The sequence below is a fragment of the Kocuria flava genome (assembly GCF_001482365.1).
Lineage (GTDB): Bacteria > Actinomycetota > Actinomycetes > Actinomycetales > Micrococcaceae > Kocuria > Kocuria flava.
In genome coordinates this window covers 2,769,705-2,795,983 of sequence record NZ_CP013254.1, presented here as the reverse complement: position 1 = coordinate 2,795,983, position 26,279 = coordinate 2,769,705, and the positions used below count along the sequence as shown (strand labels likewise).

Below are 26,279 nucleotides of genomic sequence, written 5' to 3'. Positions count from 1 at the left end.
CCACCCGCTCCCGCCCGCCGATCCCACCGAAAGAGCCATGACTGCACAGCCCCTGACCCCGGCCGTCCCCGATCCCGCCGCCACCCCGGTGCGCGTGCGCTTCTGCCCGTCGCCGACGGGCACGCCCCACGTGGGGCTGATCCGCACCGCCCTGTTCAACTGGGCCCACGCCCGCCACACCGGCGGCACCATGGTGTTCCGGGTCGAGGACACCGACACCCTGCGGGACTCCGAGGAGAGCTACCAGCAGCTGCTCGAGGCGCTGCACTGGCTCGGCATCGACTGGGACGAGGGCGTCGAGACCGGGGGCCCGCACGGGCCCTACCGGCAGTCCGAGCGCCTGGGGATCTACGCGGACGTCACCGCGCGGCTGCGCGAGCACGGCGCCGTCTACGAGTGCTACTCGACCCCCGAGGAGGTCGAGGCCCGCCACCGCGCCGCCGGGCGCGACCCCAAGCTGGGCTACGACAACTTCGACCGGGACCTCACCCCCGAGCAGGTCGCGGCCTACCGGGCCGAGGGCCGCGAGCCGGTGCTGCGCTTCCGGATGCCCGACGAGGACATCGTCGTGACCGACATGATCCGCGGGGAGATCGTGTTCAGGGCCGGGTCCATCCCCGACTTCGTGGTGGTCCGCGCCAACGGCCAGCCCCTCTACACCCTCACCAACCCCGTCGACGACGCCCTCATGGAGATCACCCAGGTGCTGCGCGGGGAGGACCTGCTCTCCTCCACGCCCCGGCAGATCGCCCTGTTCCGGGTGCTCGTGGAGCTCGGCATCGCCACCTGCGTGCCCGAGTACGGCCACCTGCCCTACGTCATGGGGGAGGGCAACAAGAAGCTGTCCAAGCGCGACCCCGAGTCCAGCCTCTTCCACCTCAAGGACAGCGGCTTCGTCCCCGAGGGGCTGCTCAACTACCTGGCCCTGCTCGGCTGGTCGCTGTCCGCCGACGAGGACGTGTTCACCGTCGAGCAGCTCGTGGCCCACTTCGACGTCCACGACGTGCTGGCCAACCCGGCCCGCTTCGACCTCAAGAAGGCCACGGCCATCAACGGCACGCACGTGCGCATGCTCGACCCCCGGGACTTCCGCGACCGGCTCGTCCCGTACCTGCGGGCCGCCGGCGTGGTGGGGGAGAGCCTCGACGAGCGCGAGAACGAGATCCTCGACCGGGCCGCGCCGCTGGTCCAGGAGCGGATGAACCTGCTCGGGGAGGCACCCGAGCTGCTGTCCTTCCTCTTCGCCGGAGACGACGGGATCGAGATCGCCGACGACGCCCGCAAGCAGCTCAAGGACTCCGCCGGCGAGGTCCTGCGGGCCGCGCTGGCCGCCCTCGAGCCGCTGACGGAGTGGACCGCGCCCGCGCTGGAGACCGCCCTGCGGGAGGCCATCGTGGACGGGCTGGGCATCAAGCCGCGCCTGGCCTTCGGGCCGGTCCGCACCGCAGTGTCCGGACGGCGGATCTCTCCGCCGCTGTTCGAGTCGATGGAGATCCTCGGCCGGGAGTCCTCCCTGGCCCGGCTGCGCGCGCTGGCCGCGGAGCTGGGCTGAGCCGTTCCCGGTCCGCGGCGCCCCCGAGTTGCCGAGCGCCCGGCAGCCCGGTATAGTCTTCTTGCGTTGCGCCGGTCGGTGCGGGAAGCCGCAGGACCGGGGACAGCAGTGGGATATGGTGTAATTGGCAACACTACGGTTTCTGGTACCGTCATTCTAGGTTCGAGTCCTGGTATCCCAGCTCTGCTCCGCCAGGAGCAGGACGGCCCCATCGTATAGCGGCCTAGTACGCCGCCCTCTCACGGCGGTAACGCGGGTTCGAATCCCGCTGGGGTCACCGTCCCGAGAACCCCCGGACCACCACGTGGTCCGGGGGTTCTCGCACGTCCGGGCGCGCTCCGGAGCGGGCGGGCGTCCCGGCACGCCCCGCCGGACAGGGCACGCGGGCACCGGCCGGCCGGATTCGGCGGCCCGCCGCGGGTCTGCTACAGTGTTCCAGGCCGGTGCGGGGGCAACCCCGGGACCGGCACGGCACGGCCCCATCGTATAGCGGCCTAGTACGCCGCCCTCTCACGGCGGTAACGCGGGTTCGAATCCCGCTGGGGTCACCACCACGAGCCCCCGGACCAGCAGGTCCGGGGGCTCGTCCCGTTGCCGGGCGGCCCTGCCGGGGCCGCGGCGGGCGCTCAGGCCAGCGCCGCGTCCAGGGTGATGTCCACGGACAGCGCCTGCGAGACCGGGCAGCCGGCCTTGGCCTCCTCCGCGATGCGGGCGAAGTCCTCGGCGCCCAGGCCTGCGACCTCCGCCCGCACCACGAGCCGGATCCCCGTGATGCCCTCCCCGGCCACGAACGTGACCTCGGCGGAGGAGTCCAGGCGGGTCGGCGGGGTGTCGTTGCCCGCGAGCATGTTCGACAGCGCCATCGAGAAGCACGTGGCGTGGGCGGCCGCCAGGAGCTCCTCGGGGCTCGTGCGCTCGCCCGCGCCCTCCTCGGCGCGGGTCTTCCAGTCGACGTCGAACGGGCCCAGGCCCGAGCCCTCCAGGCGCGTGCTGCCCGAGCCGGAGAAGAGGTCTCCGTTCCAGACGGTGCTGGCCGTGCTGACGACGGGTTTCGGCATGGTTCCTCCTGTGGGTCCACGGCACGCGGGCGCTCCGCCTGCCGGCGCCGGTGGCGCTGCCTGTCACGCTAGCCGATGGCCGCCCGCCCCGCCGGGGGCGACGCCGCCCCGGGCGGGCGCGCAGGGCCCGGATCGGCTATCGTGGGATTCGAACACATGTTCGACAGCGGGCGGCGTGGCACCCGCGCCGGACCGGCACCGGGTGCTCTGATGGGCACCGGGCACCGGGGGCGCCGGGCCCCGCCGCGAGGATCCAGGAAGGAGGGCGCCGTGGGCCGTTCCCTGCGCGTCCCCGCGATCGGGCTGGCCGTGGCCGGGCTCCTCCTGGCCGCCGTGCTGTCCGTGGGCACCACCTGGCTCCTGGTGGCCACGGGACGCTGGGACGCGGCCGCCTGGGGCGTGCTGGCGGAGGCCTGGCGGGCGGTCGCGGCGTTCATCCCGGCCGCCGTGGTCCTCGTGGCCTTCCAGGTCTACCGGGCCGACCAGTGGTGGAAGCGGGTCGAGTGGGCCCTCGACGCCGCCTCCGACGAGGAGCACCCGGTGCGGCAGCTGGCCGGCCTCACGGCCCTCAACGAGCTGCGCCGCCCCGGGTCGTGGCGCCCGCCGCGGCAGGACGACCGGATGTTCCGCGCCGTGGGGGCGGCGCTGAGCCGCCACCTGGCGCGGCGCTGGGACGAGGACGGCGGCCCGGGCGCGGACACGCGCGGCGGCGCGGAGTAGAGTGGGGGCACAGTCCGTTCCCGTCGGGCTGCCGCCGGAGAGGAGCCTGCCGATGAGCGAGTTCGCGCAGCGAACCGTTCCCGGCGCCGCCTCCCACCGGGCGGCCAAGAAGCGACGGCGCCGGGAGGCCCAGGACGCTCCCTCGCGGGCGGCCGGGGCGGTGCCCGGGGCCGGCCGGGACGGGGCCGTCGAGGTCGGCGGCCGGACGCTCTACCGGGTCACCACCGCGGACGGCCGCGAGGTGCTCGTGGGCTCGAGGCTGCGCCGGGAGATCCTCGAGCAGGCCGCCCGGCTGGCCTCCGGGGACTGAGCCGGCCCGTCACCGGCGGGCCCCGGTGCGGCCGCCGCGCCGTCCGCCGCGGGGCCGGGTGCAGCGGGCACGGGACGGTGCATCACCACGGACTCCAGCGGCCCCGCCGTGCGCTCCCCGCGGGCCGTCAGCAGGCGGAACCCCCTCCGGTCCCAGTGGGCGCGGGCCTCGTGGTGGCGGGCCACGACGGAGAGCATCAGCTGACGGCAGCCGCCGTCCCGCGCCTCCTGCTCGGCGTGCGCCAGCAGGGCGGCGCCGACGCCGGCCCGCCGCCGCCGCGGGTGCACGTGCACCAGCCCGAGGTAGGCCGTCTGCGGCGTGGGCCAGCCCAGCACGCGGTCGAGCAGTCCCACCAGCACGCCGTCGTCGAAGGCCCCGACGAGGGCGTGGCGGTGGCGGCCCGGCCCGTAGCCGGCCGAGGAGAGCAGGTCGTCCGCGTCCGCGGGCACGGGGTCGCGGTCGAAGCACGTGCGGGCGTGGGCGGGGTCGGCCAGCAGGAAGGCCACGACCGCCGCCCGGTCGCCGGGGTCCAGGGCGCGCAGGGTCAGCACCGGGACAGGATAGGGAGCGTTCCTGGGAGTCCCCCGGGGGGCTCAGGCGGTGCCGTCCGCCGCGCCCCGGGCGAGGACCCTCCGGCGGGCGGCTCCGGCGGCGCCCGAGACGACGCGCTCGAGCGGGCCCTGGCCGAAGGCGTGGCGCCACGCGAGGGCGAACAGCACCGAGAGCGCCAGCACGGCCAGGCACCACAGCAGCGGGTAGGCGTAGTGCACCTCGAAGGACAGGAGCACGAGCTGGCCGGTGTAGAGGGTGAGGGTCATCGCGCCCACGGCCGCCAGCGGGTTCAGCCACGCGCCGTAGCGCCGGGCGATCAGCAGCAGCGCGCCCACGGCCGCCACCGCGACCCCGAGGCTCCACAGCACGGAGAAGGGCGTGTTGGCGTGCGGGGCGGAGAGCACCTGCCACCACAGGGAGTTCGTCGGCAGGGCCTCGGAGGGGCCGAAGACGATCATGTCGTCGAGCTGCTGCCGGGTCAGCTCGGGGATGCTGTAGAGCAGCGTCATGTACCCGCTCGTGGCGTAGAGCAGCAGCCACGAGACCAGCTTCGCCACCGCCGCCAGGCCCGCGCCCGCGGCCAGCAGCCCGCCCTGGACGCGCCGGCTGTTGAGGTTGAGCCGGCCGACGGCGAGGCCCGTGAGCAGGTAGGCCAGGTAGGGCAGGGCGGGGTAGGTGCCCGTCAGCAGCAGCTGGGAGAGCAGGGCGGCCGGCTCGGTCACGAGGTGGGCGAAGGTGGGGTTGTGGGCGGAGTACTCCGGCAGCCGCCCGCCCACGGCGTGGACCAGCAGCGGGGCGAGGACCGCGGCCGCCCCCGCGCAGATCAGCAGCGTGCGCACCTGCAGGCCCAGGAACGGCAGGGAGAGCAGGAAGAAGACGCCGTAGGCGGGCAGGATGGAGATCGCCGGCGGGAACTCCTGCGGCAGCAGGTAGCCGATGCTCAGGCCCAGCGCCGCGATGAGCAGGGCCCGCACCGCGATCCCGGCCCGCACGGCCCGCATCTCCCGGCCGGTCCGGGGGCGGCGGCCCCCGGAGGACAGGGCCAGTCCCACCCCGGCGACCAGGGCGAACAGCGCCGCGGAGTCCCCCGCGAACAGCAGCCAGGACAGCGTGGGGGTGCTCGTGCCCTCGTAGGCGGCGGGCAGGAAGTGGATGGCCGTCAGCCCGACGAGGGCCAGGCCGCGGGCCGCGTCCACGGCCTGCACCCGGCCGGTCGGGCGGCGGGCCGCCCGACCGGCCGCGGGGGCCTGGGCCCGGCGGGGCGTGGATCGGTCGTCCATGGGGATGCGTGGTCCTCCTGCGTCCGGGGCGGCCTGGTCCGGCCCTGCTCCCGTCGATCTTCGCATCCGGGGCGGTCCGTTCCCGCATCGTGTCGCGGCGCGACCGGCGCGCCGTGCGCTCAGCGGCGGGGCCGCCGCCACAGCGGCTCCGCCGCGGCCACCTCGGCCGCGGAGGCGGCCCGGAAGGGCGGGTGCTCCGGGCGCTCGGCCGGGCGCCGGCCCTGCCCGCGCGTGGCGTGCAGGCTCGTGAGGACGGAGGTCCCCACGAGCGCCGCGATCACCGCCAGGGACAGCCCCGTGGGGATCTCCACGACGTGGACCTTCAGCGCCATCTTCACCCCCACCCACACCAGCACGGCGGCCAGGCCCAGGCGCAGGTGGACGAAGCGGTGCATGAGGTCGGCGAGCAGGAAGTACATCGCGCGCAGCCCGAGCACCGCGAAGGCGTTGGCGGTGAACACCAGGAACGGCTCGTCCTTGACGGCGAAGACCGCCGGGATGGAGTCGAGGGCGAAGAGCAGGTCCGTGGCCTCGACGAGCACGAGCACGGCCAGCAGGGGGGTGGCCCGCAGCGCGCCGCCGGTGCGCACGAGCAGGCGCTGGCCGTAGTAGGCGTCGGTCATGGGCACCACCCGCCGGAACAGGCGCAGCACCGCGGACTGGTCCGGGTTCAGCTGCGCCTCCCGCTGGCGGGCCATCCGCCAGCCGGTCCACAGCAGGAAGGCCGCGAAGACGTAGAGGACGCCCTCGAAGGCGTGGATCAGCGCGGCCCCGGCGGCGATGAACGCGCCGCGCAGCACGAGCGCCCCGACCACCCCGAGGAACAGCACCCGGTGCTGGTAGCGGGGCGGCACGGCGAACCAGGACAGGAGCACGGCCCACACGAAGACGTTGTCCACCGACAGGGACTTCTCGACCAGGTAGCCCGAGAAGTACTCCTGGCCGGCCCGCGCCCCCCACAGCGCCCAGACGAGCACGCCGAAGCCGGTCCCGCAGGCGACCCACACCGCCGTCCAGGCCGCCGCCTCCCGCACCGCGATGGCGTGGGGGCGGCGGTGGGCGAGCAGGTCGACGGCGAGCATCGCCGCGATCCCGGCGAGCACGGCCGCCCACCCCCAGACCGGGACGTCCATCGCGCTCCCTCCGGGGCCCGGTCCGCGCGCGGCGCGCCCGCCGGACCCCTCCCGGGACCCAGCGAACCCCGCCCGGGTCCACGCGTCAAGGTCCCGCCGGTCCCCGGGCAGGGCGGGGGTGCGGTGCTACGCTCGCCGTGCGCCGACGCGTCCCGCGCGGCGACGACGGCGGAGCGTCCCGCGCCCGCCCCGGCGGCCCGACCGGTCCCGATGGTGGTGACGTCCGTGACCCCGACCCCCGGCCCCCTCCGCACCTTCGGCGTCGAGGAGGAGCTGCTGCTCGTCGACGCCGACTCGTTCGTCCCGGCCCCGGCCGGTCCGGAGGCCGTGCGGCGGCACGCCGAGCGGGCCGCGCCGGGGCCCGGCAGCGGCCACCACGTCACCACGGAGCTGCAGCAGGAGCAGATCGAGGTCGCGAGCCCCCCGGTCCGGGGCCTGGCCGAGCAGCTCGAGGCCGTGCGCCGGGGCCGCGAGCTGGCCGACGCCGCCGCCCGCCGGGTGGGCGCCCGCGCCGTGGCCCTCGCCGCACCGGTGGCCCCGCAGCAGCCCCACCCCGCCCCGGACCCGCGCTACGCGTGGCTGCGGGAGCACTACGGCCTCGTGGCCCGCGAGCAGCTCACGTGCGGGCTGCACGTGCACGTGGGCGTCACCGGCGCCGCCGAGGGCGTGGCCGTGCTCGACCGCGTCCGCGTCTGGCTGCCCGCGCTGCTCGCCCTCAGCGCCAACTCCCCGCTGTGGTACGGGCGCGACACCGGGTTCGCCAGCTTCCGCTACCAGACCTGGGCCCGGTGGCCCACGTCCGGGCCCCGCGACGTGCTCGGCTCCGCGGCGGCCTACGAGGAGCACTGCGCGGCGCTGCTGCGCAGCGGCGTCGCCCGCGACCGCGGGATGCTCTACTTCGACGCCCGCCTCTCGGCCCGCTACCCGACCGTGGAGGTGCGCATCGCCGACGTGTGCCTCGACGCCGGGCACACCGCGGTGCTCGCCGCCCTGGTGCGGGCCCTCGTGGAGACGGCCGCCCGGCAGGCCCGGACCGGGCTGCCCGCCCCGGACGTGGACACCGGCGTGCTGCGGGCGTGGTCGTGGCAGGCGAGCGCCTCGGGCACCGAGGGGCCGCTGGTCTCGCCCGCCACGGGCGCCCCGGCCCCGGCCGCCGAGGTGGTGGGCGAGCTGCTCGCGCACGTGGGCCCCGTGCTCGGGGACCAGGGGGAGCTCGCCGCGGTCGAGGACGCCACGGCGGCCGTGCTGCGCGGGGGCACCGGGGCCCGGCACCAGCGCGCGGCCTGGGCGGTCCGGGCCGACCCGGCCGACGTCGTCCGCGCCGCCCTGGCCGCCACCCACGGCTGAGCGCCGCGGGCGGGACCGTGGCGGGAGCGCCCGCACCCGCGGGCGGTACCGTGGCAGCAGCCCCCGCACCCGCGGGCGGACCCCCGACCGCGGAGGAGAACCCGTGCCCGCCGCCCCGCCCTCGCCCCTGACGCACCGGCGCCTCGTCGTGGACGGCCGCGCGGTCGAGGTGCGCGGCACCTTCGACCGCGGACGCCCGGCGGTCGTGCTCGTGCACGGGATCGGCGTCTCGGGGGAGTACTTCCTGCCCCTGGCCGCCGCGCTCGCGGCCGACCGGGACGTCTACGCCCTCGACCTGCCCGGCTACGGCACCGCGCCCGGGCCGCGGCGGCCCCTGTCCGTGCCCGAGCTCGCCCGGGTGCTCACCGGCACGGTGCGCGCCCTGGAGCTGCGCGCCCCGGTGCTCGTGGGCCACTCGATGGGCTGCCAGGTCGTCGTCGACGCGGTCGCCGGCGACCCCGGCCTGTGCGCGGGCTGGGTGCTGCTGGGGCCGACCGTGGACGCCTCCGCCCGCGGGCCCCTCCGGCAGGCATGGCGGCTGCTGCGCGACACCCTGCGGGAGCCGCCGGCCACCAACCGGGTGATCCTGCGCAACTACCTGCGCATGGGCCCGGTGCGCTACCTGCGCACCGTGCGCACCATGCTCGCCGACCGGATCGAGGCGGACCTGCCCCGCTGTGCCGCTCCCGGCCTCGTGGTCAGGGGGGCCCACGACCCCATCGCGCCGCGCCGGTGGGCCGAGCAGCTCGCCCGCCTCGCCCCCCGGGCCGGCTTCCTCGAGATCCCGGCCGCCGCCCACGCCGTCCAGCACACCCGACCCCAGGAGCTCGCCACCGCATGCGCCCCCTTCCTCGACGCCCTCGCCGACCGCACCGTCCCGCCGGGCAGCTGAGCGAGCTCGCCGCCGACGCCGCGGCCTGGGCGCTGGACTACGCCTGGGCGGTGCGCTGGCAGGCCGCCGGGCTGCTGCGCCGGGCCGATCCGCACGCCTTCCGCCGCCGCACACCCGGACGGCCGTCGGTGGTGCTCGTCCCGGGCATCTGGGAGCGCTGGACCTTCCTGCTGCCCGTGGCCCGGGTGCTCCACGAGCACGGCTGGGACGTGGTTCCCGTGCCCGGACTGGCCCACAACTCCGGCACGATCGAGGAGATGGCCCGCGTCGTCGACGACCACGTGCGGCGGGAGGGGCTGGAGCGGTGCGTGCTCGTGGCCCACAGCAAGGGCGGGCTGATCGGCAAGCAGCTGCTCGCCCACCACAACGAGGCCACGACGATCCGGGGTCTCGTGGCCGTGAACACCCCGTTCACCGGCTCGGCGCTGGCCCGCCTGCTGCCCCTGCCGGCCCTGCGCGTGTTCCTGCCCCGCTCCCCGGAGCTGACCGCGCTGGCGGCGAGCCGGCACGTGGACCGGCACATCGTCTCCGTCCACGGCCGCTTCGACCCCCACATCCCGGGCGGCAGCCACCTGGAGGGGGCCCGCAACGTGCGGCTGGGCACGCGCGGGCACTTCCGCCCGCTGGGGGACCCCAGGGTCCACGCGGTGATCCTGGCCGCCCTCGAGGACCTCGCCGCGTCCCGGGACCCGCAGGGGGCTGACGAACCGGAAGCCTGCTGACAGACTGGGGGCGTCCGCATCCCGCCGGCCGGCGGGAGCGACCGACCCCGAGAGGAGCGAGCGTGTCCGAGAACCCGAACCCCATCGAGCTGCAGAAGCACCTCGGCGGCCTGGACTACCCCGTCAGCAAGGAGGACGTGGTCCGGCGCGCCGAGGAGTCCGGCGCCGACGGCACCGTCCTGGAGGCCCTGCGCGGGCTGCCGGAGAGGACCTTCGAGAAGCCCACCGACGTGACCGAGGCGGTCTTCGGCGGCTGAGCCGGCGGCCCCGGGCAGCGCGCGGACGGCGCCCGGGGCCGCCCGCCCCGGCACCCGTTCCCCGCCCGTCCCGGCGGGCGGGCGGAATAGCCGCGGGGGAGGGGGCCGTTGCGCCGGGCATGAGAGCACTGACCTACTCCCGCTACGGCGGCCCCGACGTCCTCGAGCTCACCGACCTGCCGCAGCCCAAGGTCCCCCCGGGGTGGGTGCTCGTGGACGTGCGCGCCGCCGCCGTGAACCCCGTCGACTGGAAGATCATGTCCGGGGGCCTCGACGCGCTGATGGACGTGCAGTTCCCGGTGGTCCCCGGCTGGGACGTCTCCGGAGTCGTGGCCGCGACCGGCATCGACGTGCCCGAGTGGTCCCCCGGCGACGAGGTGGTCGCCTACGCCCGCACCGACTGGGTGCACGGCGGCACGATGGCCCAGCAGGTCGCCCTGCCCGCCCGCCTGCTCGCCCCGAAGCCCGCCACCGCGACCTGGGAGGAGGCGGCGGCCCTGCCGCTGGCCGGGCTGAGCGCGCTGCAGGTCGTCGACCGGCTCGGGGTCGCCGCCGGGGAGACCGTGCTGGTGCACAACGCCTCCGGCGGCGTGGGCGGTTTCGCCGTCCAGCTCGCGGCCGCCCGCGGCGCGCGCGTGATCGGCACGGCCTCGCCCGCCAACCACGAGCGCGTGCGGGCGCTCGGCGCCGAGCCCGTGGCCCACGGCGACGGGCTGCCCGCCCGCGTGCGCGAGCTCGCCCCCGGGGGCGCCGACGTCGTGGTCGACCTCGTCGGCGGGGTCGTGGAGCAGACCCTGGCGGTGCTCGCCGAGGGCGGGCGCCACGCCTCGATCGCCGACGACGCCGTCGAGGCGCACGGCGGCACGTGGATGTGGGTCCGCCCCTCCGCCGAGGACCTCGCCGAGCTCGTGCGGACCGTGGACCGCGGCGGACTGCGCATCGAGCTCGACCGCACCGTGGAGCTGGCGGACGCGGTGGCGGCCTACCGGCTCAGCGCCGAGGGCCACGCCCGCGGCAAGATCGTCGTGCGCATGCCCTGAGCCGGCGCCCGGGGACGGGCCGCACACGCCGCGGTCCGTCCCCGGGCGATGCTCAGCACGCTGACTGGCACAATGGGGACCGTGAACGACCAGACGGAGCTCCTGAGGGCCCTCGAGGACGCGCGGGCGCTGCTCGCCGGCGCGGACCTGCCCCTGTCCACGGCCGGCGCCGCGCACGGACGGGAGGAGATCGGGCGCGCCGTCGCGCAGCTCGACGACTACGTCCTGCCCCGCGTCCGGTCCCTCGACGCCCCGCTGCTCGCGGTGGTCGGCGGGTCGACGGGCGCCGGCAAGTCCACGCTCGTCAACGCGCTCGTGGGCCACCCGGTCACCCGGGCCGGCGCGATCCGCCCGACCACCCGCCAGCCCATCCTGGTGCACCACCCGCGCGACGCCGAGGCCTTCGCGACCCAGCGGGTGCTGCCGCACCTGAGCAGGATCCACGCGCGCAAGGTCACCCCGGCCGGCTCGACCGCCGCGGACACCGCCTCCCCGCACGCCCTGCCGGGCACCGCCGACGGCCAGGCCCTCGTCCTGCTCGCCGAACCGCGCATCCCCGAGGGCGTCGCCCTGCTCGACGCCCCCGACGTCGACTCCATCTCCGACGAGAACCGCCGGCTCGCCGGGCAGCTGCTGGCCGCGGCCGACCTGTGGCTGTTCGTCACGACCGCCAACCGCTACGCCGACGCCGTCCCGTGGCGGCTGCTCGTCGAGGCCGCGCAGCGGCGGATCACCGTGGCCGTGGTCCTGGACCGGGTGCCCCCCGGGCTCGAGACCGAGATCGAGGAGGACCTGCGGCGGATGCTGGGCGAGCAGGGCCTCGCCGAGGCCCCGGTCTTCACCGTCCCCGAGTCCCCGCTCAACGAGACCGGGATGCTGCCCCCGCACGTCGTCGCCCCCGTGGCGGACTACCTCGCCGCGCTCGGCCGCGACGCCGCGGCCCGCTCCGGGATCGCCCGCCGCACCCTCGGCGGCGCCGTGGGCTCGGTCGCCGACCGTGCCCGGGCCGCCGGGGAGGCCGTGGCCGCCCAGCACCGCGTCGGGGAGCAGCTGCGCAGCGACGTGGAGCGGGCCTTCGACGAGGCCCTCGCCGCCGTCGTCGACTCGACCCGGGACGGGACCCTGCTGCGCGGGGAGGTCCTCGCCCGGTGGCAGGACTTCGTCGGCACCGGCGAGTTCTTCCGCGGCCTCGAGGCCGGCATCGGACGGCTGCGCGACCGCGTCACCGCCTTCCTCACCGGCCGCCCGGCCCCCGAGGTCCAGGTCGAGGAGGCCATCGAGTCCGGGCTGCAGACCGTCGTCGTCGAGGAGACCGCCCGCGCCGCGGAGACCGCCGAGCGCCGCTGGCAGGACGAGCCCGCCGGCCGGGCCCTGCTGGGCGGGTCCGACCTCGGGAGCCTCCCGGCGGACTTCCCGGCCCGCACCGCCGCGCAGATCCGCGCCTGGCAGGGCGACCTCATGGACCTGATCCAGCGCGAGGGCGCCGACAAGCGCACGAAGGCGCGCGCGATGTCCCTGGGCGTCAACGCCCTGACCGTCGTGCTGATGATCGCCGTGTTCTCCACCACCGGCGGGCTCACGGGACTGGAGGTCGGCATCGCCGGCGGCTCCGGGGTCGTCGGCACGAAGCTGCTCGAGGCCGTCTTCGGCGAGGACGCCGTGCGCCGCATGGCCGAGGAGGCCCGCCGCAACCTGGAGACCCGCATCCGCGCGCTGCTCGACGAGCAGGCCGCGGTGTTCCTGGACCGGCTCGACGTCCTCGCGGGCGGGTCCCGCGCCGAGGAGCTCACGACCGCGGCCGCGCGCGTGCGCGCGGCCGCGGCCCGGCTGGGAGCGGGACAGTGAGCCCGGCGGCGCGCGGGGCGCCCACGCTCTCCGACCGGCTCACCGCGCTGGCCCAGGCCACCGACCTCGCCGAGGGCCGCCTCGACGACGCGGCCGTGGCCGCCGCCCGCACGGTCCTCGACCGCGCGGCCGAGCGCCGGTCGCTGTCGGCCGACCACACGGTCGTCGGCTTCTTCGGCGCCACCGGCTCCGGGAAGTCCAGCCTGTTCAACGCGGTGCTCGGCCGCGACGTCGCCCGCACCGCCGCCCGCCGGCCCACGACCGCGGAACCGCTCGCCGCCGTGTGGGGCGAGGCCGGCAGCGAGCCCCTGCTGGACTGGCTCGGCGTCGCCCAGCGCCACCACGCCGAGACCCCCCTGCCCGCGCCCGCGGTAGGCGGGGGCCGGTGGACCCGGGTGCGGGAACGGCTCACCGGCCCCGCGGCCCCCGAGCAGCCCGGCGGGCTGATCCTGCTGGACCTGCCCGACTTCGACTCCGTCAGCCTCCACCACCGCACGATCGTGCAGCGGCTCGTGGGCATGGTCGACGTCGTCGTGTGGGTCGTGGACCCCCAGAAGTACGCCGACGCCCTCATCCACCAGGAGTTCATCGCCCCGCTGGCCCGGCACGGGGCCGTGACCATGGTCGTGCTCAACCAGGCGGACCGGCTGCCCGCCGCCGAGGTGCCCGCCGTGCTGCGCTCCCTCGAGGACCTGCTCGTGCAGGACGGGCTGCCCGTCACGGGCCTGTCGAGGCCCGTGGCCGTCTCCGCGGCGACGGGGCAGGGCGTCGAGGACCTGCGCGCGCGCATCCGGGAGGTCGCCGACACCCGCGCCGCGGCCTCGGCGCGCCTGGACGCCGACGTCGACGACGCCGCCGCCGGGCTCGCCGAGGCCTCCGGCGAGGGCCAGCCCGCCGGCATCACCCCCGAGGCGGAGGACCGGCTCACCGACGGGCTGGAGCGGGCCGCCAACACCGCCGGCATCGCCCGCGCCGCCGGGAGGTCCTACACCCTCCACGCCACCGCGCACACCGGGTGGATCGCCACCCGCTGGCTGCAGCGGTTCCGCAAGGACCCGCTGCGCCGGCTCAACCTCGACCGGGGGGAGACCGTGAACCCCGAGGTCAACCGCACGTCCCTGCCGCCCATGGGCCCGGCCCAGCGGGCGGCCGCGGACGCCGCCGTGCGCACCTTCGCCCACGACGCCGCCGCCGGGGCGCCCGAGCCCTGGACGCGCTCGCTGCGCCAGGCCGCCCGCACCCACGAGCAGCACCTGCCGGACGAGCTCGACCAGGCCGTGGCCCGCACCGACTTCCGCGCCCGCCGCCGCTCCTGGTGGTGGCTCGTCCTCGACGCCCTGCAGTGGCTCGCGATGGCCGCCCTCGTCGCCGGGCTGCTGTGGCTGCTCGGGCTGTTCCTGCTCGAGTGGTTCCAGGTCCCCGTGCCGCCACCACCGGTCGTCGAGGGCCTCCCGCTGCCGGTGCCCACCCTGCTCGTGCTCGCCGGCGTGGTCACCGGGCTCTTCACGGCCCTCACCGGCCGGGTCCTGGCCGGGCTCGGCGCCCGGCTGCGGGAGCGGGCGGTGCGGCGCAGGCTGCGGGCCTCGGTCGCCGACGCCGGCCGGCGCACCGTCGTCGAGCCCGTCGAGGACGAGCTGGCGGCCCACGGCGCCTTCCGCGAGGCGCTGGGCGTGCTCGGCCGCTGAGCGGTCCCCGCCGCCCGCGCGGGAACGGCCGGCAGGGCCGTCCCGGCGGCTCCCCGCGCAGCGGCGTCCCCGCCCAGCGGCAGCCGCAGCCGGCCCGGAGGCGGGCCGCCTGCACGACCACCTCGGCGTGCAGCCGGCCCGGCTGCCGGGTCAGCCGCTCGATCGGGCCGGAGATGGACACCGCCGCGATCACCCGCCCCGAGGGCCCGCGCACGGGCGCGGAGACCGAGGCGATGCCCGGCTCCCGCTCGCCCAGGGACTGGGCCCAGCCGCGGCGGCGCACCCCGGCCAGCACGGTCGCCGAGAAGCGGGCGCTGCGCAGCCCCTCCAGCAGCCGGTCGTGGTCCTCCCAGGCCACGAGCACCTGGGCCGCGGAGCCTGCCTTCATCGACAGCTGGGTGCCCACGGGAATGGTGTCGCGCAGCCCGATGGGGCGCTCGGCCGAGGCGACGCACACGCGCCACTCGCCCTGCCGCCGGAAGATCTGGGCCGACTCGCCGGTGGCGTCGCGCAGCTGGACCAGCACCGGGCCCGCCGCCGCGATCAGGCGGTCCTCGCCGGCGGCCGAGGCGAGCTCGGCGAGCCGGGAGCCCAGGACGAAGCGGCCCTGGACGTCGCGGCCGACGAAGCGGTGGTGGGCGAGGGCGACCGCCAGCCGGTGCACGGTCGGGCGCGCGAGGCCCGTGGCCGTCACCAGCTGGGCGAGCGTGGCGGGGCCGGCCTCGAGGGCGTCGAGGATCATCGAGGCCTTGTCGACCACGCCCACGCCGCTGGGGGAGCTGTTCGGGCGCAGGTCCAGGCCGCCGCCGCTGCCGTGCCCGCCGAGCGGGCTGCCCAGGGGCGCGCCCGTCGGGTCCAGATGTCCGGAGATGTCCATGCACTGATACTAACGTCTCAAAATGTGAGAAGCACGTCCGAGGACTGGCCACCGCGCGGGCGCACGCCGGACCATGGAGGAGCACCCTCGACAGGCAGCACGGAAGGATCCGCCATGCCGGACACCCAGTCCACGACCCCTCGTTCCCCCAGCACGGCCCCGCGCGGGCGCACCCTCGCCGAGAAGGTGTGGGCGGACCACCTCGTGCGCCAGGGCGAGGACGGCCGGCCGGACCTGCTCTACATCGACCTGCACCTGCTGCACGAGGTGACCTCCCCGCAGGCCTTCGAGGGCCTGCGCCTGGCCGGGCGGGGCCTGCGCCGCCCGGACCTGACGATCGCCACCGAGGACCACAACACCCCGACGCAGGACATCTTCTCCCGCATCGCCGACGACACCTCGCGCAAGCAGATCGAGACGCTGCGGGCCAACTGCGCCGAGTTCGGGGTGCGGCTGCACCCCCTCGGCGACGCCGAGCAGGGCATCGTCCACGTCGTGGGCCCGCAGCTGGGCCTGACCCAGCCGGGGATGACGGTGGTGTGCGGGGACTCGCACACCTCCACCCACGGGGCCTTCGGCGCCCTGGCCTTCGGCATCGGCACCTCCGAGGTGGAGCACGTGATGGCCACCCAGACCCTGCCGCTGGCGCCCTTCCGGACGATGGCGATCACCGTCGAGGGCACGCTGCGCCCCGGGGTGTCCGCGAAGGACATCATCCTGGCCGTGATCGCCAAGATCGGCACCGGCGGCGGGCAGGGCTACGTGCTGGAGTACCGCGGCTCCGCGATCCGGTCGCTGTCCATGGAGGCGCGGATGACGATCTGCAACATGTCCATCGAGGCCGGGGCCCGCGCCGGGATGATCGCCCCGGACCAGACCACGTTCGACTACGTCGAGGGCCGCCCGCACGCGCCCACCGGCGCCGACTGGGACGCGGCCGTGGCGTACTGGTCGACGCTGCGCACCGACGACGACGCGGTCTTCGACGCCGAGGTCTTCCTGGACGCCGACGAGCTCGAGCCCTTCGTCACGTGGGGCACCAACCCGGGCCAGGGCGTGCCGCTGTCCCGCGCGGTGCCGGACCCGGAGGAGCTGGGCGACGACAACGAGCGGGACAACGCCCGCCGCGCCCTGGAGTACATGGGCCTGGAGCCGGGCACGCCGATGAAGGAGATCGCGGTGGACACCGTGTTCCTCGGCTCGTGCACCAACTCCCGGATCGAGGACCTGCGCGCGGCCGCGGAGGTGGTCAAGGGCCGGAGGAAGGCCGAGAACGTGCGCATGATGGTCGTGCCCGGCTCCGCCAAGGTGCGCCTGCAGGCCGAGGCCGAGGGCCTGGACAAGGTCTTCACCGACTTCGGCGCCGACTGGCGCTTCGCGGGCTGCTCGATGTGCCTGGGCATGAACCCCGACCAGCTGGCGCCGGGGGAGCGGTGCGCCTCCACGTCCAACCGCAACTTCGAGGGCCGCCAGGGCAAGGGCGGGCGCACCCACCTCGTCTCGCCCGTGGTGGCCGCCGCCACCGCGGTGCGCGGCACGCTGTCCTCCCCGTCGGACCTCGCCCCGGTCGGCGCCGGTCTGGCCGTCGCCTGAGCCGCCCGCACCCACCGAAGGAGCACCCCCATGGAGAAGTTCACCACCCACCGCGGTGTCGGCGTCCCGCTGAAGCAGTCCAACGTCGACACCGACCAGATCATCCCCGCCGTCTACCTCAAGCGGATCACCAAGACCGGCTTCGACGACGCGCTGTTCGCGGCCTGGCGCAAGGACCCGGGCTTCGTGCTCAACCGCGAGCCCTACCGCCACGGCTCCGTGCTCGTGGCCGGGCCCGACTTCGGGACCGGCTCCTCGCGCGAGCACGCGGTGTGGGCGCTGCGCGACTACGGCTTCGCGGTCGTGATCTCGGCCCGCTTCGCCGACATCTTCCGCGGCAACTCGGGCAAGCAGGGCCTGCTGGCGGCGCAGGTCGACCAGTCCGACGTCGAGCTGCTGTGGAAGCTGCTGGAGGAGCACCCCGGCACGGAGGTCGAGGTGGACCTCGAGGCCCGCACCGTGACCTGCGACACCGTGACGGTGCCGTTCACGATCGACGACTACACCCGCTGGCGGCTGATGGAGGGCCTCGACGACATCGGGCTCACCCTCCAGCACGAGGACGCGATCACCGCCTACGAGGCCTCGCGGCCCGCGTTCAAGCCGACGACGCTGCCCGCGCGCACCTGAGGGACGCGCACTCCCGCCGGGCCCCCGCAGGGGTCCCGGCGGGGCGGCGGCGAGGGCCCGGCCCGGACACGGCCGGGCCCTCGCGTGTCCGGGGGCCCGGTCCGGGGAACCTACACTGTACGGGTGCCGCCCCCGCCCGGGGGACGGTCCGGCAACCCAAGGATCGGAAGGTCATGAGCAGCGCACTGCACATCACGGGCGGAGTCCCCCTCTCCGGGCAGGTCACCGTGCGAGGTGCCAAGAACCTCGTCCCCAAGGCCATGGTCGCCGCCCTCCTGGGGTCGACGCCGTCCACGCTCGCCAACGTGCCGGAGATCAAGGACGTCGAGGTCGTCACCAACCTGCTCTCCCTGCACGGCGTGCAGGTCTCCCGCACGGACGGGGTGCTCGAGCTCGACCCCTCGGCGGTCACCACCGCCCACCACGCGGACATCGACGCCCACGCCGGCGACTCCCGGATCCCGATCCTGCTGTGCGGGCCGCTGCTGCACGCCCTGGGCGAGGCCTTCATCCCCGACCTCGGCGGCTGCCGCATCGGCGACCGCCCCATCAACTACCACCTCGACGTCCTGCGCCACTTCGGGGCCCGGGTCGAGAAGGTCGAGAGCGGCATCCGGATGAGCGCCCCGCACGGGCTCACCGGCGCAAAGGTCGAGCTGCCCTACCCCTCCGTCGGCGCCACCGAGCAGGTGCTGCTGACCGCCACCCGCGCCGAGGGCCACACGGAGCTGCGCGGGGCCGCGACCGAGCCCGAGATCATGGACCTCATCGCGATCCTGCAGAAGATGGGCGCGATCATCACCGTCCAGACCGACCGGGTGATCCGCATCGAGGGCGTCCCCGAGCTGACCGGCTACCGGCACCGGGCGATGCCCGACCGGATCGAGGCCGCCTCGTGGGGTTCGGCCGCGCTGGCCACCGGCGGGGACATCTTCGTGGCCGGTGCCCGGCAGTCCGACATGATGACCTACCTCAACACCTTCCGGAAGGTCGGCGGCGGGCTCGACATCGGCGAGGACGGCATCCGCTTCCACCACCCCGGCGGGGACCTGAACCCGCTGATCGTGGAGACGGACGTGCACCCCGGGTTCATGACCGACTGGCAGCAGCCGCTCGTGGTGGCGCTCACCCAGGCCAGCGGCGTGTCGATCGTGCACGAGACCGTCTACGAGAACCGCTTCGGCTTCACCGGCGCGCTCAACCGGATGGGCGCCACCATCCAGCTGCACCGCGAGTGCCTGGGCTCCGTGCCGTGCCGGTTCGGGCAGCGCAACTTCGTGCACTCCGCCGTCATCTCCGGGGCCACCCCGCTGCGCGCCGCCGAGATCAACATCCCCGACCTGCGCGGGGGCTTCTCCCACCTGATCGCCGCCATGGCCGCCGAGGGCACCTCCCACGTGACCGGCGTGGAGCTGATCAAGCGCGGCTACGAGCACTTCACCGACAAGCTCAGCGGCCTCGGGGCGTCCTTCGACCTCGACGACGAGTGAGCCCCGCCCCATGAGCCGTGCTGCCGACCGCGCCCTCTTCCGCGTCCTGGCCGGGATCGTCCGGCCCGCCTACCGGCTGGTGGCCCGGGTGCGCTGGAGCGGCCAGGAGCACCTGCCCGCCTCGGGCGGGTTCGTGGTCGTGCCCAACCACCTCACCGAGCTGGACCCGCTGACGGTGGCCTGGGCGCTCTACGACAACGGGGTCCTGCCCCGCTTCCTGGCCAAGGACTCCCTCTTCCGCGTCCCCGTGGTGGGCGCGCTGCTGCGCGCGACCGGCCAGGTGCCCGTGCTGCGCGGCACCGCCGACGCCGCGGCCGCCCTGACCGCCGCACGCGCGGTGCTCGACGCCGGCGGGACGGTCGTCGTCTACCCCGAGGGCACCCTGACCGGGGACCCCGACGGCTGGCCGATGACCGGCCGCACCGGGGCCGCCCGGCTGGCCCTGGCCGCCGGCGTGCCGGTCGTGCCCGTGGCCCACTGGGGCGACCAGGAGGTCCTCGGCCGCGACGCCGCCGGCCGCCGCCGCGTCAGCCTCGTGCCCCGCAAGGACGTGCGCGTGCGCTTCGGCCCGCCCGTGGACCTCTCGCCCTGGCGCCGGGAGAGCCCCGACCTGGCCCGCCCGGGCAGCGGGGACCGGGACCGGCTGCAGGAGGCCACCGCGGCGATCATGCGCGCCGTGACCGCGGAGCTGGCCGTGCTGCGCGGGCAGCCCGCCCCCGACCGCCCGTGGGACGCCCGCCGCGGGGGCCGGTCGTGACCGGCCCGGCCGGGACGGACCAGGCACGCACCGGTCCGGCGGGGGACCGCGTCCCGGCCGCCGCGCCCGGTGCCCCCGCAGCGGGGACGGCAGGCGCCGGGACCCCGGCCGCGGCGCCGGGCGCCGCCGCCCCGGCGATCGCGCCGACCGGCCCGGGCCCGCGCAAGGTCGCCGTGCTCGGGGCCGGCTCGTGGGGCACGACCTTCGCGAAGGTCCTCGCCGACAGCGCCCGGGAGTCCGCCCACGCCCGCCACGAGCCGCTGCGCCGCACGGTCGTGCTGTGGGGCCGGGACGCCGCCGCGATGGGCCACCTCGCCCGCACGCACGTCAACGACCGCTACGTCCCCGGCATCCGCCTGCCCGAGCTGCTCGCCGCCACCGGCGACCTCGGCGAGGCCGTCGCCGGCGCGGACCTCGTGGTCCTGGCCGTGCCCGCCCAGTCCCTGCGCTCGCAGCTGCCCGCCGTGGCGCGGCACGTCGCCCCGGACGCCGTCGTGCTCTCCCTGGCCAAGGGCCTCGAGGGCGCGACCGGGCTGCGGATGAGCGAGGTCGTCGCCGAGGAGCTCGGCCGCGGCACCGGCCTGGGCGCCGAGCACTGGCGGGCGCGCACGTGCGTGCTCTCCGGGCCGAACCTGGCGATGGAGATCGCCGAGGAGCAGCCCACGGCCTCCGTCGTCGCCGCCCCGGCCCCCGCGCTCGCGGCCTGGGTCGCCCACGCCTGCCGCACCCGCTACTTCCGTCCCTACACCAACACCGACGTGGTCGGCACCGAGATCGGCGGGGTCGTGAAGAACGTCATCGCCCTGTCCGTGGGCATCGCCGACGGCCGGCACTTCGGGGAGAACTCGAAGGCCTCGATCATCACCCGCGGGCTGGCCGAGACGACCCGCCTGGCGCTCGCGCTGGGCGGGCGGGTCGAGACGCTCTCCGGGCTCGCCGGCATGGGCGACCTCGTCGCCACCTGCTCCTCCCCGCTCTCGCGCAACCGCACGGCCGGCCGGCTGCTGGGCCTCGGCAAGACCCTCGCCGAGGTGCAGGAGGAGATGACCCAGACCGCCGAGGGCATCAAGTCCGCCCCCGCCGTGCTCGAGCTGGCCCGCCGCCACGGCGTCGAGATGCCCATCACCGAGGCCGTCGTGGCGATCCTGGACGAGCGGATCTCCGTCGACGAGCTCGCCCCCCTGCTCCTCGGCCGCGAACTCAAATCCGAAGGGACCGCCCCATGACCCACACCCCGGACCCCGCCGCCCCCGCCGGGAGCCCGCCCGCGCGGCCCTGCGTGGCCGTGCTCTTCGGCGGGCGCTCCAGCGAGCACGCCATCTCCCTGATCACCGCCCGCGGGGTGCTGCGGGCCATCGACCGCGAGAAGTGGGACGTGGTGACGGTCGGCATCGCGCCCTCCGGCGAGTGGTTCCTCTACCCGCAGGAGGAGCTCGAGCGGCTGCTCGACGAGCAGCCCATCGCGCAGCTGCCCGTGGGCGAGGACCTCGTGAGCCTGCCCCTGAAGGTGGGGGAGTCCGAGCTGCTCGTGCGCCAGGACGGCCCGTGCGGCGGCACCGTCGGGCGCGACCGCCACGTCGACGTCGTCCTGCCCCTGCTGCACGGGCCCTTCGGCGAGGACGGAACCCTCCAGGGCCTGCTGGAGCTGGCCGACCTGCGCTACGTCGGCTGCGGGGTCACCGCCTCGGCGATGGGCATGGACAAGCACTTCATGAAGCTCGCCTTCGAGGCGGCTGGGCTCGAGGTGGGCCCCTACGAGGTGGTCACCGACCGCCAGTGGCGCGCCGACCCGGACGCCGTGCGCGAGCGCGTGGCCGGGCTGGGCCTGCCGGTCTTCGTCAAGCCGGCCCGCGCCGGGTCCTCCTTCGGGATCACGAAGGTCGAGCGCCCGGGGGACCTCGACGCCGCGATCGCCACCGCCCGCGAGCACGACCGCAAGCTGGTCGTGGAGGCGGCGATCACGGGCCGCGAGATAGAGTGCGCCGTGCTGCAGGGCCGCGGCACCGACCCGGTGCGCACCTCCATGCCCGGGGAGATCGAGATCGTCGACGAGCACGCCTTCTACGACTTCGAGGCCAAGTACGTCTCCCAGGCCTCGGCCCGGCTGAGCTGCCCGGCGGACCTGCCGGCGGAGGCCGCCGAGGCCGTCCGCGCCGGGGCGGTGCGCGCGTTCGAGGCCCTCGACGGCGAGGGGCTGTGCCGGGCGGACTTCTTCTACACCGACGACGGGCGTGTGGTCATCAACGAGATCAACACGATGCCCGGCTTCACGCCGATCTCGATGTACCCGCGGATGTGGGCGGCCTCCGGGCTGAGCTATCCCGCGCTGATCGACGAGCTGCTGAGCCTGGCCCTGGAGCGGCCCGTCGGGCTGCGCTGAGCCCGCGGCGCCCGCTCAGGCGCCCGCCGGGGAGGCCACGACGACGACGTTCTTCTCGACCGCGTCCCGGGTGTAGCAGCTGATGAGCACGACCCGGTTCGGCACGATCCGCCAGATCTGCGACCCGGCGAGCTCGTCCTTGTCGTAGGTCGCCACCGAGTCCACGACGTAGTCCAGCGTGCCGTCGAGGGTCTCGACCTCCAGCCGCATCCCGACCAGCGACGGGTCGGAGAGCCGGTTGAACGGCAGCTGGATCCGGTCCCAGCTGTGCCCGGCGACGTAGGTGGTGTTCGCCGAGCCCTCCCCGGGCATGCCGTAGCGGGTCAGGAAGTAGCCGCTGTAGGTCTGCGGCGGCACCAGCGCGTCCTCGGCCAGCTCCTCCTCGGACGGGCTGTAGGGCAGCACGTCGGTGTCGAAGCCGACCTCGTCGATGCTCAGCCGCACCGGCGGGGCGGCCTGCGGGACGTGGCCCAGGACGTGCTGGGCGATCCACCACTGGTTCATCAGCGCGACCCACAGCACGGCCGCGCAGACCGTGACGGCCGCCGCCCAGCGGGCGAGACGGTCCGGGGCGCGGCGCGGTGCGGTCGTCGTGCCCGGTGCGGGGCGGGTGCTCGTGCTCATCGGCGGTGCCTGCGGCGGCTCGTGCGGCGGCGCGCTCCGGGGCCGGGGCCGCCCGCGGACGGCCCCGGCCCCGGACCGGGCTCAGGCGCGGCCGCGCCCCGTCCGGCGGGCCCGCAGCGCGAGCGCCCCGGGCAGTGCGACGGCAGCGGCCAGCAGCGCCGTGATCAGCCCGGCGCCCGCCTGCTCCGGCGGGGCCGCCGTCAGGAAGGTGTCGACGGCCACCCCGGCGTTGGTCCCGAGGTCCGGCAGGGACTCGGCGGCCGGTGCGGCCGGGGCCACCTCGGCCGGCGCGACCTCCGCGGCCGGTGCCGCCGGGGCCACCTCGGCCGGGGCCTCCACGACGGCGGCCTCGGCGGCCGGTGCGGCGGGCCCCGGCAGGACCGGCGCGGCCGGCTCGGCGGCCGGGGCCTCGACGAGGGGTGCCTCGGCGACGGGGGCCTCCGCGACGGGCGCGGGGGCGACGGCGGCCTCGGCGGCCGGTGCGGCGGGCTCCGGCAGGACCGGCGCGGCCGGCTCGGCGGCCGGGGCCTCGACGACGGGCGCCCCGGCGGCCGCCGGTGCCGCGAGCTCGGCGGCCGGTGCGGGCACCTCCTCGGCGACGGCGGCCGGTGCGGCCACGAGCAGCCCCCCGATCAGTGCGGTGGTCGTGGATCCGGCGGCCACCAGCCTCTTGAGAGCGGTCATGCGTTGGTTCTCCTGTTCCCCCATGCGGACCCGGCTCCGTCCGGGGCCGGCAGCCGGCCGCGCGGCCGGTCCCGGGACCGGGCGCGCACCCCCGTGCGCCCCGGCCGGTCGTCCCGCGCGTCCCGGCCCGCCCCCGGCGCGTGCGGGCCGGGCGGGCGTGCCGGAGGACGGCTGTGCAGTCCACTATGGCCGTTTCCCGGCGATTGGCAATAGCGAAGGCGGATGTGACGCCGGGAGGAAAAGAGGGGGCGGCGGGTCAGAGGCCCTCGGCGGCGTCGGCGAGGTCCACGCACCGGCGCTCCGCGGGGATGCGCTCGACCGCCGAGCCCAGCTCCGTGAGCAGCGTCGAGGAGGCCACCGCCCCGCTGTCGAAGACGACCTCGACGGCCGGGTCGCGCCCGTAGGTCGTCGCCGTCCACGTCTCGCCCTCGTCCCGGCGCAGCAGCCAGTCGACCCCGTTGACGGAGGAGCACGGGTCGGTCGTGGGCCCGGGCGGGGTCACCCCGCACCGGACGACCACCGCGGTCGGGTCCCCGTAGGCCGTCGTCGCCTGGCTCGTCGTCTCCCGGCGGTCGTGGTCGCCGATGCGCTCCGGCACGGCCACCATGGCGGGCGCGCAGCCGGGGTCGGCGGCGTTCTCGGCCGGATCCACGGTCACCGCGGGGGTGCACCCGCTCAGCAGGGCCGCCAGGGCGAGGGCGGGCGGAAGGGCACGGGCGGGGCGGGGGAGGGCCATGCCCCCAGCGTAATCGGCCCCGGCGCCGGCCGGGGCCGGGGCCCGTCGCTAGGATGGCGCCATGACCCGACCCCCGGCGGCCCCCCTGCCCGTCCCGGCGCCCGGCGAGCCGGTCGTCGGCGAGCTCTCCGAGGCGGAGCTGCTGGCCCGGGTGCTGCCGCTGCTCGAGCGCCCCGCCCTCGCGCACGTGCTCACCGGACCCGGTGACGACTGCGCCGTGGTCGCCGCCCCGGACGGCCGCTTCGTGCTCACCGTCGACACCCAGGTCCAGGACCAGGACTTCCGGCTGGCGTGGCCCTGCGGGACGCCGACCACGGGCTTCGACACCGGTGTGAAGTGCGCCGCCCAGAACCTGGCCGACGTCGCGGCGATGGGCGCGGTGCCCACCGCCGTCGTCGTCTCCCTGACCCTGCCGCCGGCCACGCCCGTGTCCTGGCCCGAGGACTTCGCCCGCGGGTTCGTGGCCGGGTGCGAGGCGATGGGCGCGCACCGCTGCGCCGTGGTCGGGGGGGACCTCGGGGCCGGCCGCGAGCTGTCCGTGACCGCCGCCGTCACCGGCGACCTCGAGGGCCGCGACCCCGTCCTGCGCTCGGGCGCCGCCGCCGGCGGGGTCCTGGCCCTGGCCGGGACCACCGGCCGGGCCGCCGCCGGGGTCGCCCTGCTCGAGGACGCCCGCTACCGCCCCGGCGCCGACCCCCGCCTCGACGGGCTCGCCCGCGCGCAGCTGCGCCCCTGCCCGCCCGTCGCGGCGGGGCCGGCCGCCGCGCGCGCCGGGGCGCTGGCCATGATCGACCTCTCCGACGGGCTGCTGCGCGACGCCGGTCGCCTGGCCGCCGCGAGCGGCGTCGTCGTCGACCTCGACGCCGCCGCCGTCGGCGGGCTCGCCCGGCCGCTGGACCCGGCGGCCGCGCTGCTCGGCGCCGACCCCCGCGACTGGGTGCTGACCGGCGGCGAGGACCACGGGCTGCTCGCCGTCCTGCCCGCCGGGGCGCCGCTGCCGCGTCCGTTCCGTGCGATAGGCTCGTGTGCGCCCGCGCCCCCGGGACCGGCAGGACCCCGCCCCCGGGTGCTGCTCGACGGACGAGCGCCGGAGCTGGCCCTCGGGCACCGCACCGGCGAAGGATGGGATCACTTTGAACCATAGGATCGGATCGAACGCGGCCGTCATGCGGCGGTGGCTCGACCTGGCCCACCGCGACCTCGTCCGGCACGCCCCCGTCCTCGACGCCCTCAACGTCTTCCCCGTGGCCGACGCCGACACCGGCACGAACCTCGCCGCGACCGTGCGGGCGGCCGCCGAGGCCGCCGCCGTGATCGAGACCACCGACGTCGGGGAGCTGCTCGCCCTCGCGGGCCAGGCGGCCCTCGAGGAGGCCCGCGGGAACTCGGGCACCCTGTTCTCCGTGTTCCTCACCGCCGTGGGGCGCTCCCTCGAGGGCAGCACGCGGCTCAGCGCCGAGACCGCCCGGCTCGCCCTGCACGCCGGCCACGTGCGCGCCTGGAGCGTGCTGACCGACCCCGTGCCGGGGACCATGCTCTCCGTCCTCGAGGCCGCCGCGGCCGTGCCCGTGCCCGAGGACGTCGGGGAGGGGACCAACCAGCAGCTCAAGGACTTCCTGCACGACGTGCGCGCGGCCGCCCTCGAGGCGGTGCCGGCCACCACCGGCCAGCTCGAGGTGCTGCGGGAGACCGGCACGGTCGACGCCGGGGCCCTGGGCATGCTCGTGGTCCTCGACGCCCTCGCCCGCACCGTCGGCGGGGAGGACGTCGTCGCCGAGGCGGCCGTCCAGCGCCTGCTCGACACCGCCGCCGCGGCCGCGCCCCGCTCCGTGGACGCCCCGCACGTCGTGCACGGCGGCGTCGAGGTGATGTGCACGGTGGAACTGAGCCCCCTGGACGCCGCCGAGCTGCGCCACGAGCTCAGCGAGGTCGGGTCCAGCGTCATCATGAGCGCCGTGACCGAGGTCGAGGAGGCCTACCGGTGGCGCGTGCACGTGCACGTCGAACGACCCGAGGACGCCCTGGCCGTGATCTCCCCGCGCGGGGAGCCCGTGGCGCTGTCGGTGACCTCGCTGTCCGAGGCGGCCGGGGCCGCCGGCGCCGAGGACGGCTGAG

25 protein-coding genes, 3 tRNA genes and 1 pseudogene are annotated in these 26,279 nt (G+C 76.4%); 21 read left to right on the top strand and 8 right to left on the bottom strand.

The annotated features are described in order from the left end of the window. The first annotated feature begins 37 nt into the window (after window positions 1-37). The 4 genes from gltX to AS188_RS12480 all read left to right on the top strand — a co-directional run bounded on the left by gltX (window position 38) and on the right by AS188_RS12480 (window position 2,103). Window positions 38-1,552 carry a glutamate--tRNA ligase gene (gltX, locus tag AS188_RS12495; RefSeq protein WP_058859128.1) on the top strand — a complete coding sequence of 505 codons (1,515 nt, stop codon included), beginning with the start codon at window positions 38-40 and terminating at the stop codon, window positions 1,550-1,552. A 109-nt stretch (window positions 1,553-1,661) separates the two neighbouring features. Further along, window positions 1,662-1,733 (top strand) — tRNA-Gln (locus tag AS188_RS12490). A 23-nt stretch (window positions 1,734-1,756) separates the two neighbouring features. Then, window positions 1,757-1,829, top strand: a tRNA-Glu gene (locus AS188_RS12485). A 198-nt stretch (window positions 1,830-2,027) separates the two neighbouring features. Then, a tRNA-Glu gene (locus AS188_RS12480) sits at window positions 2,028-2,103 on the top strand. Window positions 2,104-2,178: 75 nt separating this feature from the next. Here the strand turns inward: AS188_RS12480 and AS188_RS12475 are convergent. Then, the gene (locus AS188_RS12475) at window positions 2,179-2,610 is read right to left on the bottom strand and encodes an OsmC family peroxiredoxin (protein ID WP_058859127.1); all 432 of its coding nucleotides are present in this window, start codon (window positions 2,608-2,610) and stop codon (window positions 2,179-2,181) included. A gap of 270 nt (window positions 2,611-2,880) precedes the next feature. Here AS188_RS12475 and AS188_RS12470 point away from each other — a divergent pair, with 270 nt between their 5' ends. Together AS188_RS12470 and AS188_RS12465 are read left to right on the top strand one after the other, a co-directional pair. Beyond that, a complete protein-coding gene (locus tag AS188_RS12470) occupies window positions 2,881-3,330 on the top strand; it encodes a hypothetical protein (protein WP_058859126.1) in 450 nt (149 codons plus the stop codon). Window positions 3,331-3,382: 52 nt separating this feature from the next. Then, complete coding sequence (locus AS188_RS12465; protein WP_058859125.1) at window positions 3,383-3,640, top strand: hypothetical protein; 258 nt, start codon at window positions 3,383-3,385, stop codon at window positions 3,638-3,640. On the opposite strand, the gene AS188_RS12460 is transcribed toward AS188_RS12465, so the two are convergent. The 3 genes from AS188_RS12460 to AS188_RS12450 all read right to left on the bottom strand — a co-directional run bounded on the left by AS188_RS12460 (window position 3,541) and on the right by AS188_RS12450 (window position 6,605). After that, complete coding sequence (locus AS188_RS12460) at window positions 3,541-4,191, bottom strand: GNAT family N-acetyltransferase (protein ID WP_058859124.1); 651 nt, start codon at window positions 4,189-4,191, stop codon at window positions 3,541-3,543. The genes AS188_RS12465 and AS188_RS12460 overlap by 100 nt on opposite strands. A 42-nt stretch (window positions 4,192-4,233) precedes the next feature. Continuing rightward, window positions 4,234-5,472, bottom strand: a complete 1,239-nt coding sequence (locus AS188_RS12455; RefSeq protein WP_058859123.1) for a heparan-alpha-glucosaminide N-acetyltransferase domain-containing protein — start codon at window positions 5,470-5,472, stop codon at window positions 4,234-4,236. Window positions 5,473-5,591: 119 nt separating this feature from the next. After that, complete coding sequence (locus AS188_RS12450; protein WP_058859122.1) at window positions 5,592-6,605, bottom strand: TerC family protein; 1,014 nt, start codon at window positions 6,603-6,605, stop codon at window positions 5,592-5,594. A 225-nt stretch (window positions 6,606-6,830) separates the two neighbouring features. Here AS188_RS12450 and AS188_RS12445 point away from each other — a divergent pair, with 225 nt between their 5' ends. The 7 genes from AS188_RS12445 to AS188_RS12415 all read left to right on the top strand — a co-directional run bounded on the left by AS188_RS12445 (window position 6,831) and on the right by AS188_RS12415 (window position 14,393). Then, entirely contained in the window at window positions 6,831-7,952 is a 1,122-nt protein-coding gene (locus AS188_RS12445) for a carboxylate-amine ligase (protein WP_236944981.1), read from the top strand. Between the two features lie 103 nt (window positions 7,953-8,055). Continuing rightward, window positions 8,056-8,844, top strand: a complete 789-nt coding sequence (locus AS188_RS12440; RefSeq protein ID WP_058859120.1) for an alpha/beta fold hydrolase — start codon at window positions 8,056-8,058, stop codon at window positions 8,842-8,844. Beyond that, entirely contained in the window at window positions 8,790-9,566 is a 777-nt protein-coding gene (locus AS188_RS12435; RefSeq protein ID WP_058859119.1) for an esterase/lipase family protein, read from the top strand. Before AS188_RS12440 ends, AS188_RS12435 begins: the two co-directional genes overlap by 55 nt. 62 nt (window positions 9,567-9,628) lie before the next feature. Beyond that, window positions 9,629-9,823, top strand: coding sequence for a DUF2795 domain-containing protein (locus AS188_RS12430; protein WP_058859118.1), 195 nt, complete (start codon window positions 9,629-9,631; stop codon window positions 9,821-9,823). Between the two features lie 119 nt (window positions 9,824-9,942). Beyond that, window positions 9,943-10,863: an NADP-dependent oxidoreductase gene (locus AS188_RS12425; protein ID WP_058859117.1), complete on the top strand. Its 921-nt coding sequence runs from the start codon at window positions 9,943-9,945 to the stop codon at window positions 10,861-10,863. Window positions 10,864-10,935: 72 nt separating this feature from the next. Next, window positions 10,936-12,708: a dynamin family protein gene (locus tag AS188_RS12420; RefSeq protein ID WP_058859116.1), complete on the top strand. Its 1,773-nt coding sequence runs from the start codon at window positions 10,936-10,938 to the stop codon at window positions 12,706-12,708. Then, complete coding sequence (locus AS188_RS12415) at window positions 12,705-14,393, top strand: GTPase (RefSeq protein ID WP_058859115.1); 1,689 nt, start codon at window positions 12,705-12,707, stop codon at window positions 14,391-14,393. The genes AS188_RS12420 and AS188_RS12415 overlap by 4 nt, the downstream gene beginning before the upstream one ends. 97 nt (window positions 14,394-14,490) lie before the next feature. On the opposite strand, the pseudogene AS188_RS16610 reads toward AS188_RS12415, so the two are convergent. Beyond that, window positions 14,491-15,135 (bottom strand): annotated as a pseudogene (locus AS188_RS16610) (IclR family transcriptional regulator); the annotation flags it as partial. A gap of 249 nt (window positions 15,136-15,384) precedes the next feature. On the opposite strand from AS188_RS16610, the gene leuC reads away from it, so the two are divergent. The 6 genes from leuC to AS188_RS12385 all read left to right on the top strand — a co-directional run bounded on the left by leuC (window position 15,385) and on the right by AS188_RS12385 (window position 22,120). Next, complete coding sequence (gene leuC / locus AS188_RS12410; RefSeq protein ID WP_058859114.1) at window positions 15,385-16,863, top strand: 3-isopropylmalate dehydratase large subunit; 1,479 nt, start codon at window positions 15,385-15,387, stop codon at window positions 16,861-16,863. A gap of 30 nt (window positions 16,864-16,893) precedes the next feature. Beyond that, on the top strand, window positions 16,894-17,493 hold the full coding sequence (gene leuD, locus AS188_RS12405; protein WP_058859113.1) for a 3-isopropylmalate dehydratase small subunit: 600 nt from the start codon (window positions 16,894-16,896) through the stop codon (window positions 17,491-17,493). Between the two features lie 173 nt (window positions 17,494-17,666). Further along, window positions 17,667-18,983, top strand: a complete 1,317-nt coding sequence (gene murA, locus AS188_RS12400; RefSeq protein WP_058859112.1) for a UDP-N-acetylglucosamine 1-carboxyvinyltransferase — start codon at window positions 17,667-17,669, stop codon at window positions 18,981-18,983. A 10-nt stretch (window positions 18,984-18,993) separates the two neighbouring features. Further along, the gene (locus AS188_RS12395) at window positions 18,994-19,740 is read left to right on the top strand and encodes a lysophospholipid acyltransferase family protein (protein ID WP_058859111.1); all 747 of its coding nucleotides are present in this window, start codon (window positions 18,994-18,996) and stop codon (window positions 19,738-19,740) included. Between the two features lie 137 nt (window positions 19,741-19,877). After that, on the top strand, window positions 19,878-20,966 hold the full coding sequence (locus AS188_RS12390; protein ID WP_058859920.1) for an NAD(P)H-dependent glycerol-3-phosphate dehydrogenase: 1,089 nt from the start codon (window positions 19,878-19,880) through the stop codon (window positions 20,964-20,966). After that, window positions 20,963-22,120, top strand: a complete 1,158-nt coding sequence (locus AS188_RS12385) for a D-alanine--D-alanine ligase family protein (RefSeq protein ID WP_058859110.1) — start codon at window positions 20,963-20,965, stop codon at window positions 22,118-22,120. Before AS188_RS12390 ends, AS188_RS12385 begins: the two co-directional genes overlap by 4 nt. Window positions 22,121-22,135: 15 nt before the next feature. Here the strand turns inward: AS188_RS12385 and AS188_RS12380 are convergent, their stop codons facing one another. The 3 genes from AS188_RS12380 to AS188_RS12370 form a co-directional block, all read right to left on the bottom strand. Continuing rightward, window positions 22,136-22,744, bottom strand: a complete 609-nt coding sequence (locus AS188_RS12380; protein WP_058859109.1) for a class F sortase — start codon at window positions 22,742-22,744, stop codon at window positions 22,136-22,138. 81 nt (window positions 22,745-22,825) lie between these two features. Further along, window positions 22,826-23,428 carry a hypothetical protein gene (locus AS188_RS16960; protein WP_058859108.1) on the bottom strand — a complete coding sequence of 201 codons (603 nt, stop codon included), beginning with the start codon at window positions 23,426-23,428 and terminating at the stop codon, window positions 22,826-22,828. Between the two features lie 256 nt (window positions 23,429-23,684). Beyond that, on the bottom strand, window positions 23,685-24,164 hold the full coding sequence (locus AS188_RS12370) for a DUF3515 domain-containing protein (protein ID WP_058859107.1): 480 nt from the start codon (window positions 24,162-24,164) through the stop codon (window positions 23,685-23,687). A gap of 61 nt (window positions 24,165-24,225) precedes the next feature. Here AS188_RS12370 and thiL point away from each other — a divergent pair, with 61 nt between their 5' ends. Then, window positions 24,226-25,308: a thiamine-phosphate kinase gene (gene thiL / locus AS188_RS12365; RefSeq protein ID WP_058859106.1), complete on the top strand. Its 1,083-nt coding sequence runs from the start codon at window positions 24,226-24,228 to the stop codon at window positions 25,306-25,308. Then, window positions 25,298-26,278, top strand: coding sequence for a DAK2 domain-containing protein (locus tag AS188_RS12360; RefSeq protein WP_307725712.1), 981 nt, complete (start codon window positions 25,298-25,300; stop codon window positions 26,276-26,278). Before thiL ends, AS188_RS12360 begins: the two co-directional genes overlap by 11 nt. Window position 26,279: the final 1 nt, after the last annotated feature.

Coding starts and splice junctions, on each gene's coding strand:
- AS188_RS12465 (WP_058859125.1), top strand. CDS start 3,383: ATGAGCGAGTTCGCGCAGCGAACCGTTCCCGGCGCCGCCTCCCACCGG.
- AS188_RS12420 (WP_058859116.1), top strand. CDS start 10,936: ATGGGGACCGTGAACGACCAGACGGAGCTCCTGAGGGCCCTCGAGGAC.
- AS188_RS12450 (WP_058859122.1), bottom strand. CDS start 6,605: ATGGACGTCCCGGTCTGGGGGTGGGCGGCCGTGCTCGCCGGGATCGCG.
- AS188_RS12455 (WP_058859123.1), bottom strand. CDS start 5,472: ATGGACGACCGATCCACGCCCCGCCGGGCCCAGGCCCCCGCGGCCGGT.
- gltX (WP_058859128.1), top strand. CDS start 38: ATGACTGCACAGCCCCTGACCCCGGCCGTCCCCGATCCCGCCGCCACC.
- leuD (WP_058859113.1), top strand. CDS start 16,894: ATGGAGAAGTTCACCACCCACCGCGGTGTCGGCGTCCCGCTGAAGCAG.
- AS188_RS12475 (WP_058859127.1), bottom strand. CDS start 2,610: ATGCCGAAACCCGTCGTCAGCACGGCCAGCACCGTCTGGAACGGAGAC.
- AS188_RS12435 (WP_058859119.1), top strand. CDS start 8,790: ATGCGCCCCCTTCCTCGACGCCCTCGCCGACCGCACCGTCCCGCCGGG.
- thiL (WP_058859106.1), top strand. CDS start 24,226: ATGACCCGACCCCCGGCGGCCCCCCTGCCCGTCCCGGCGCCCGGCGAG.
- AS188_RS12425 (WP_058859117.1), top strand. CDS start 9,943: ATGAGAGCACTGACCTACTCCCGCTACGGCGGCCCCGACGTCCTCGAG.
- AS188_RS12370 (WP_058859107.1), bottom strand. CDS start 24,164: ATGGCCCTCCCCCGCCCCGCCCGTGCCCTTCCGCCCGCCCTCGCCCTG.
- AS188_RS16960 (WP_058859108.1), bottom strand. CDS start 23,428: ATGACCGCTCTCAAGAGGCTGGTGGCCGCCGGATCCACGACCACCGCA.
- leuC (WP_058859114.1), top strand. CDS start 15,385: ATGCCGGACACCCAGTCCACGACCCCTCGTTCCCCCAGCACGGCCCCG.
- AS188_RS12380 (WP_058859109.1), bottom strand. CDS start 22,744: ATGAGCACGAGCACCCGCCCCGCACCGGGCACGACGACCGCACCGCGC.
- murA (WP_058859112.1), top strand. CDS start 17,667: ATGAGCAGCGCACTGCACATCACGGGCGGAGTCCCCCTCTCCGGGCAG.
- AS188_RS12395 (WP_058859111.1), top strand. CDS start 18,994: ATGAGCCGTGCTGCCGACCGCGCCCTCTTCCGCGTCCTGGCCGGGATC.
- AS188_RS12385 (WP_058859110.1), top strand. CDS start 20,963: ATGACCCACACCCCGGACCCCGCCGCCCCCGCCGGGAGCCCGCCCGCG.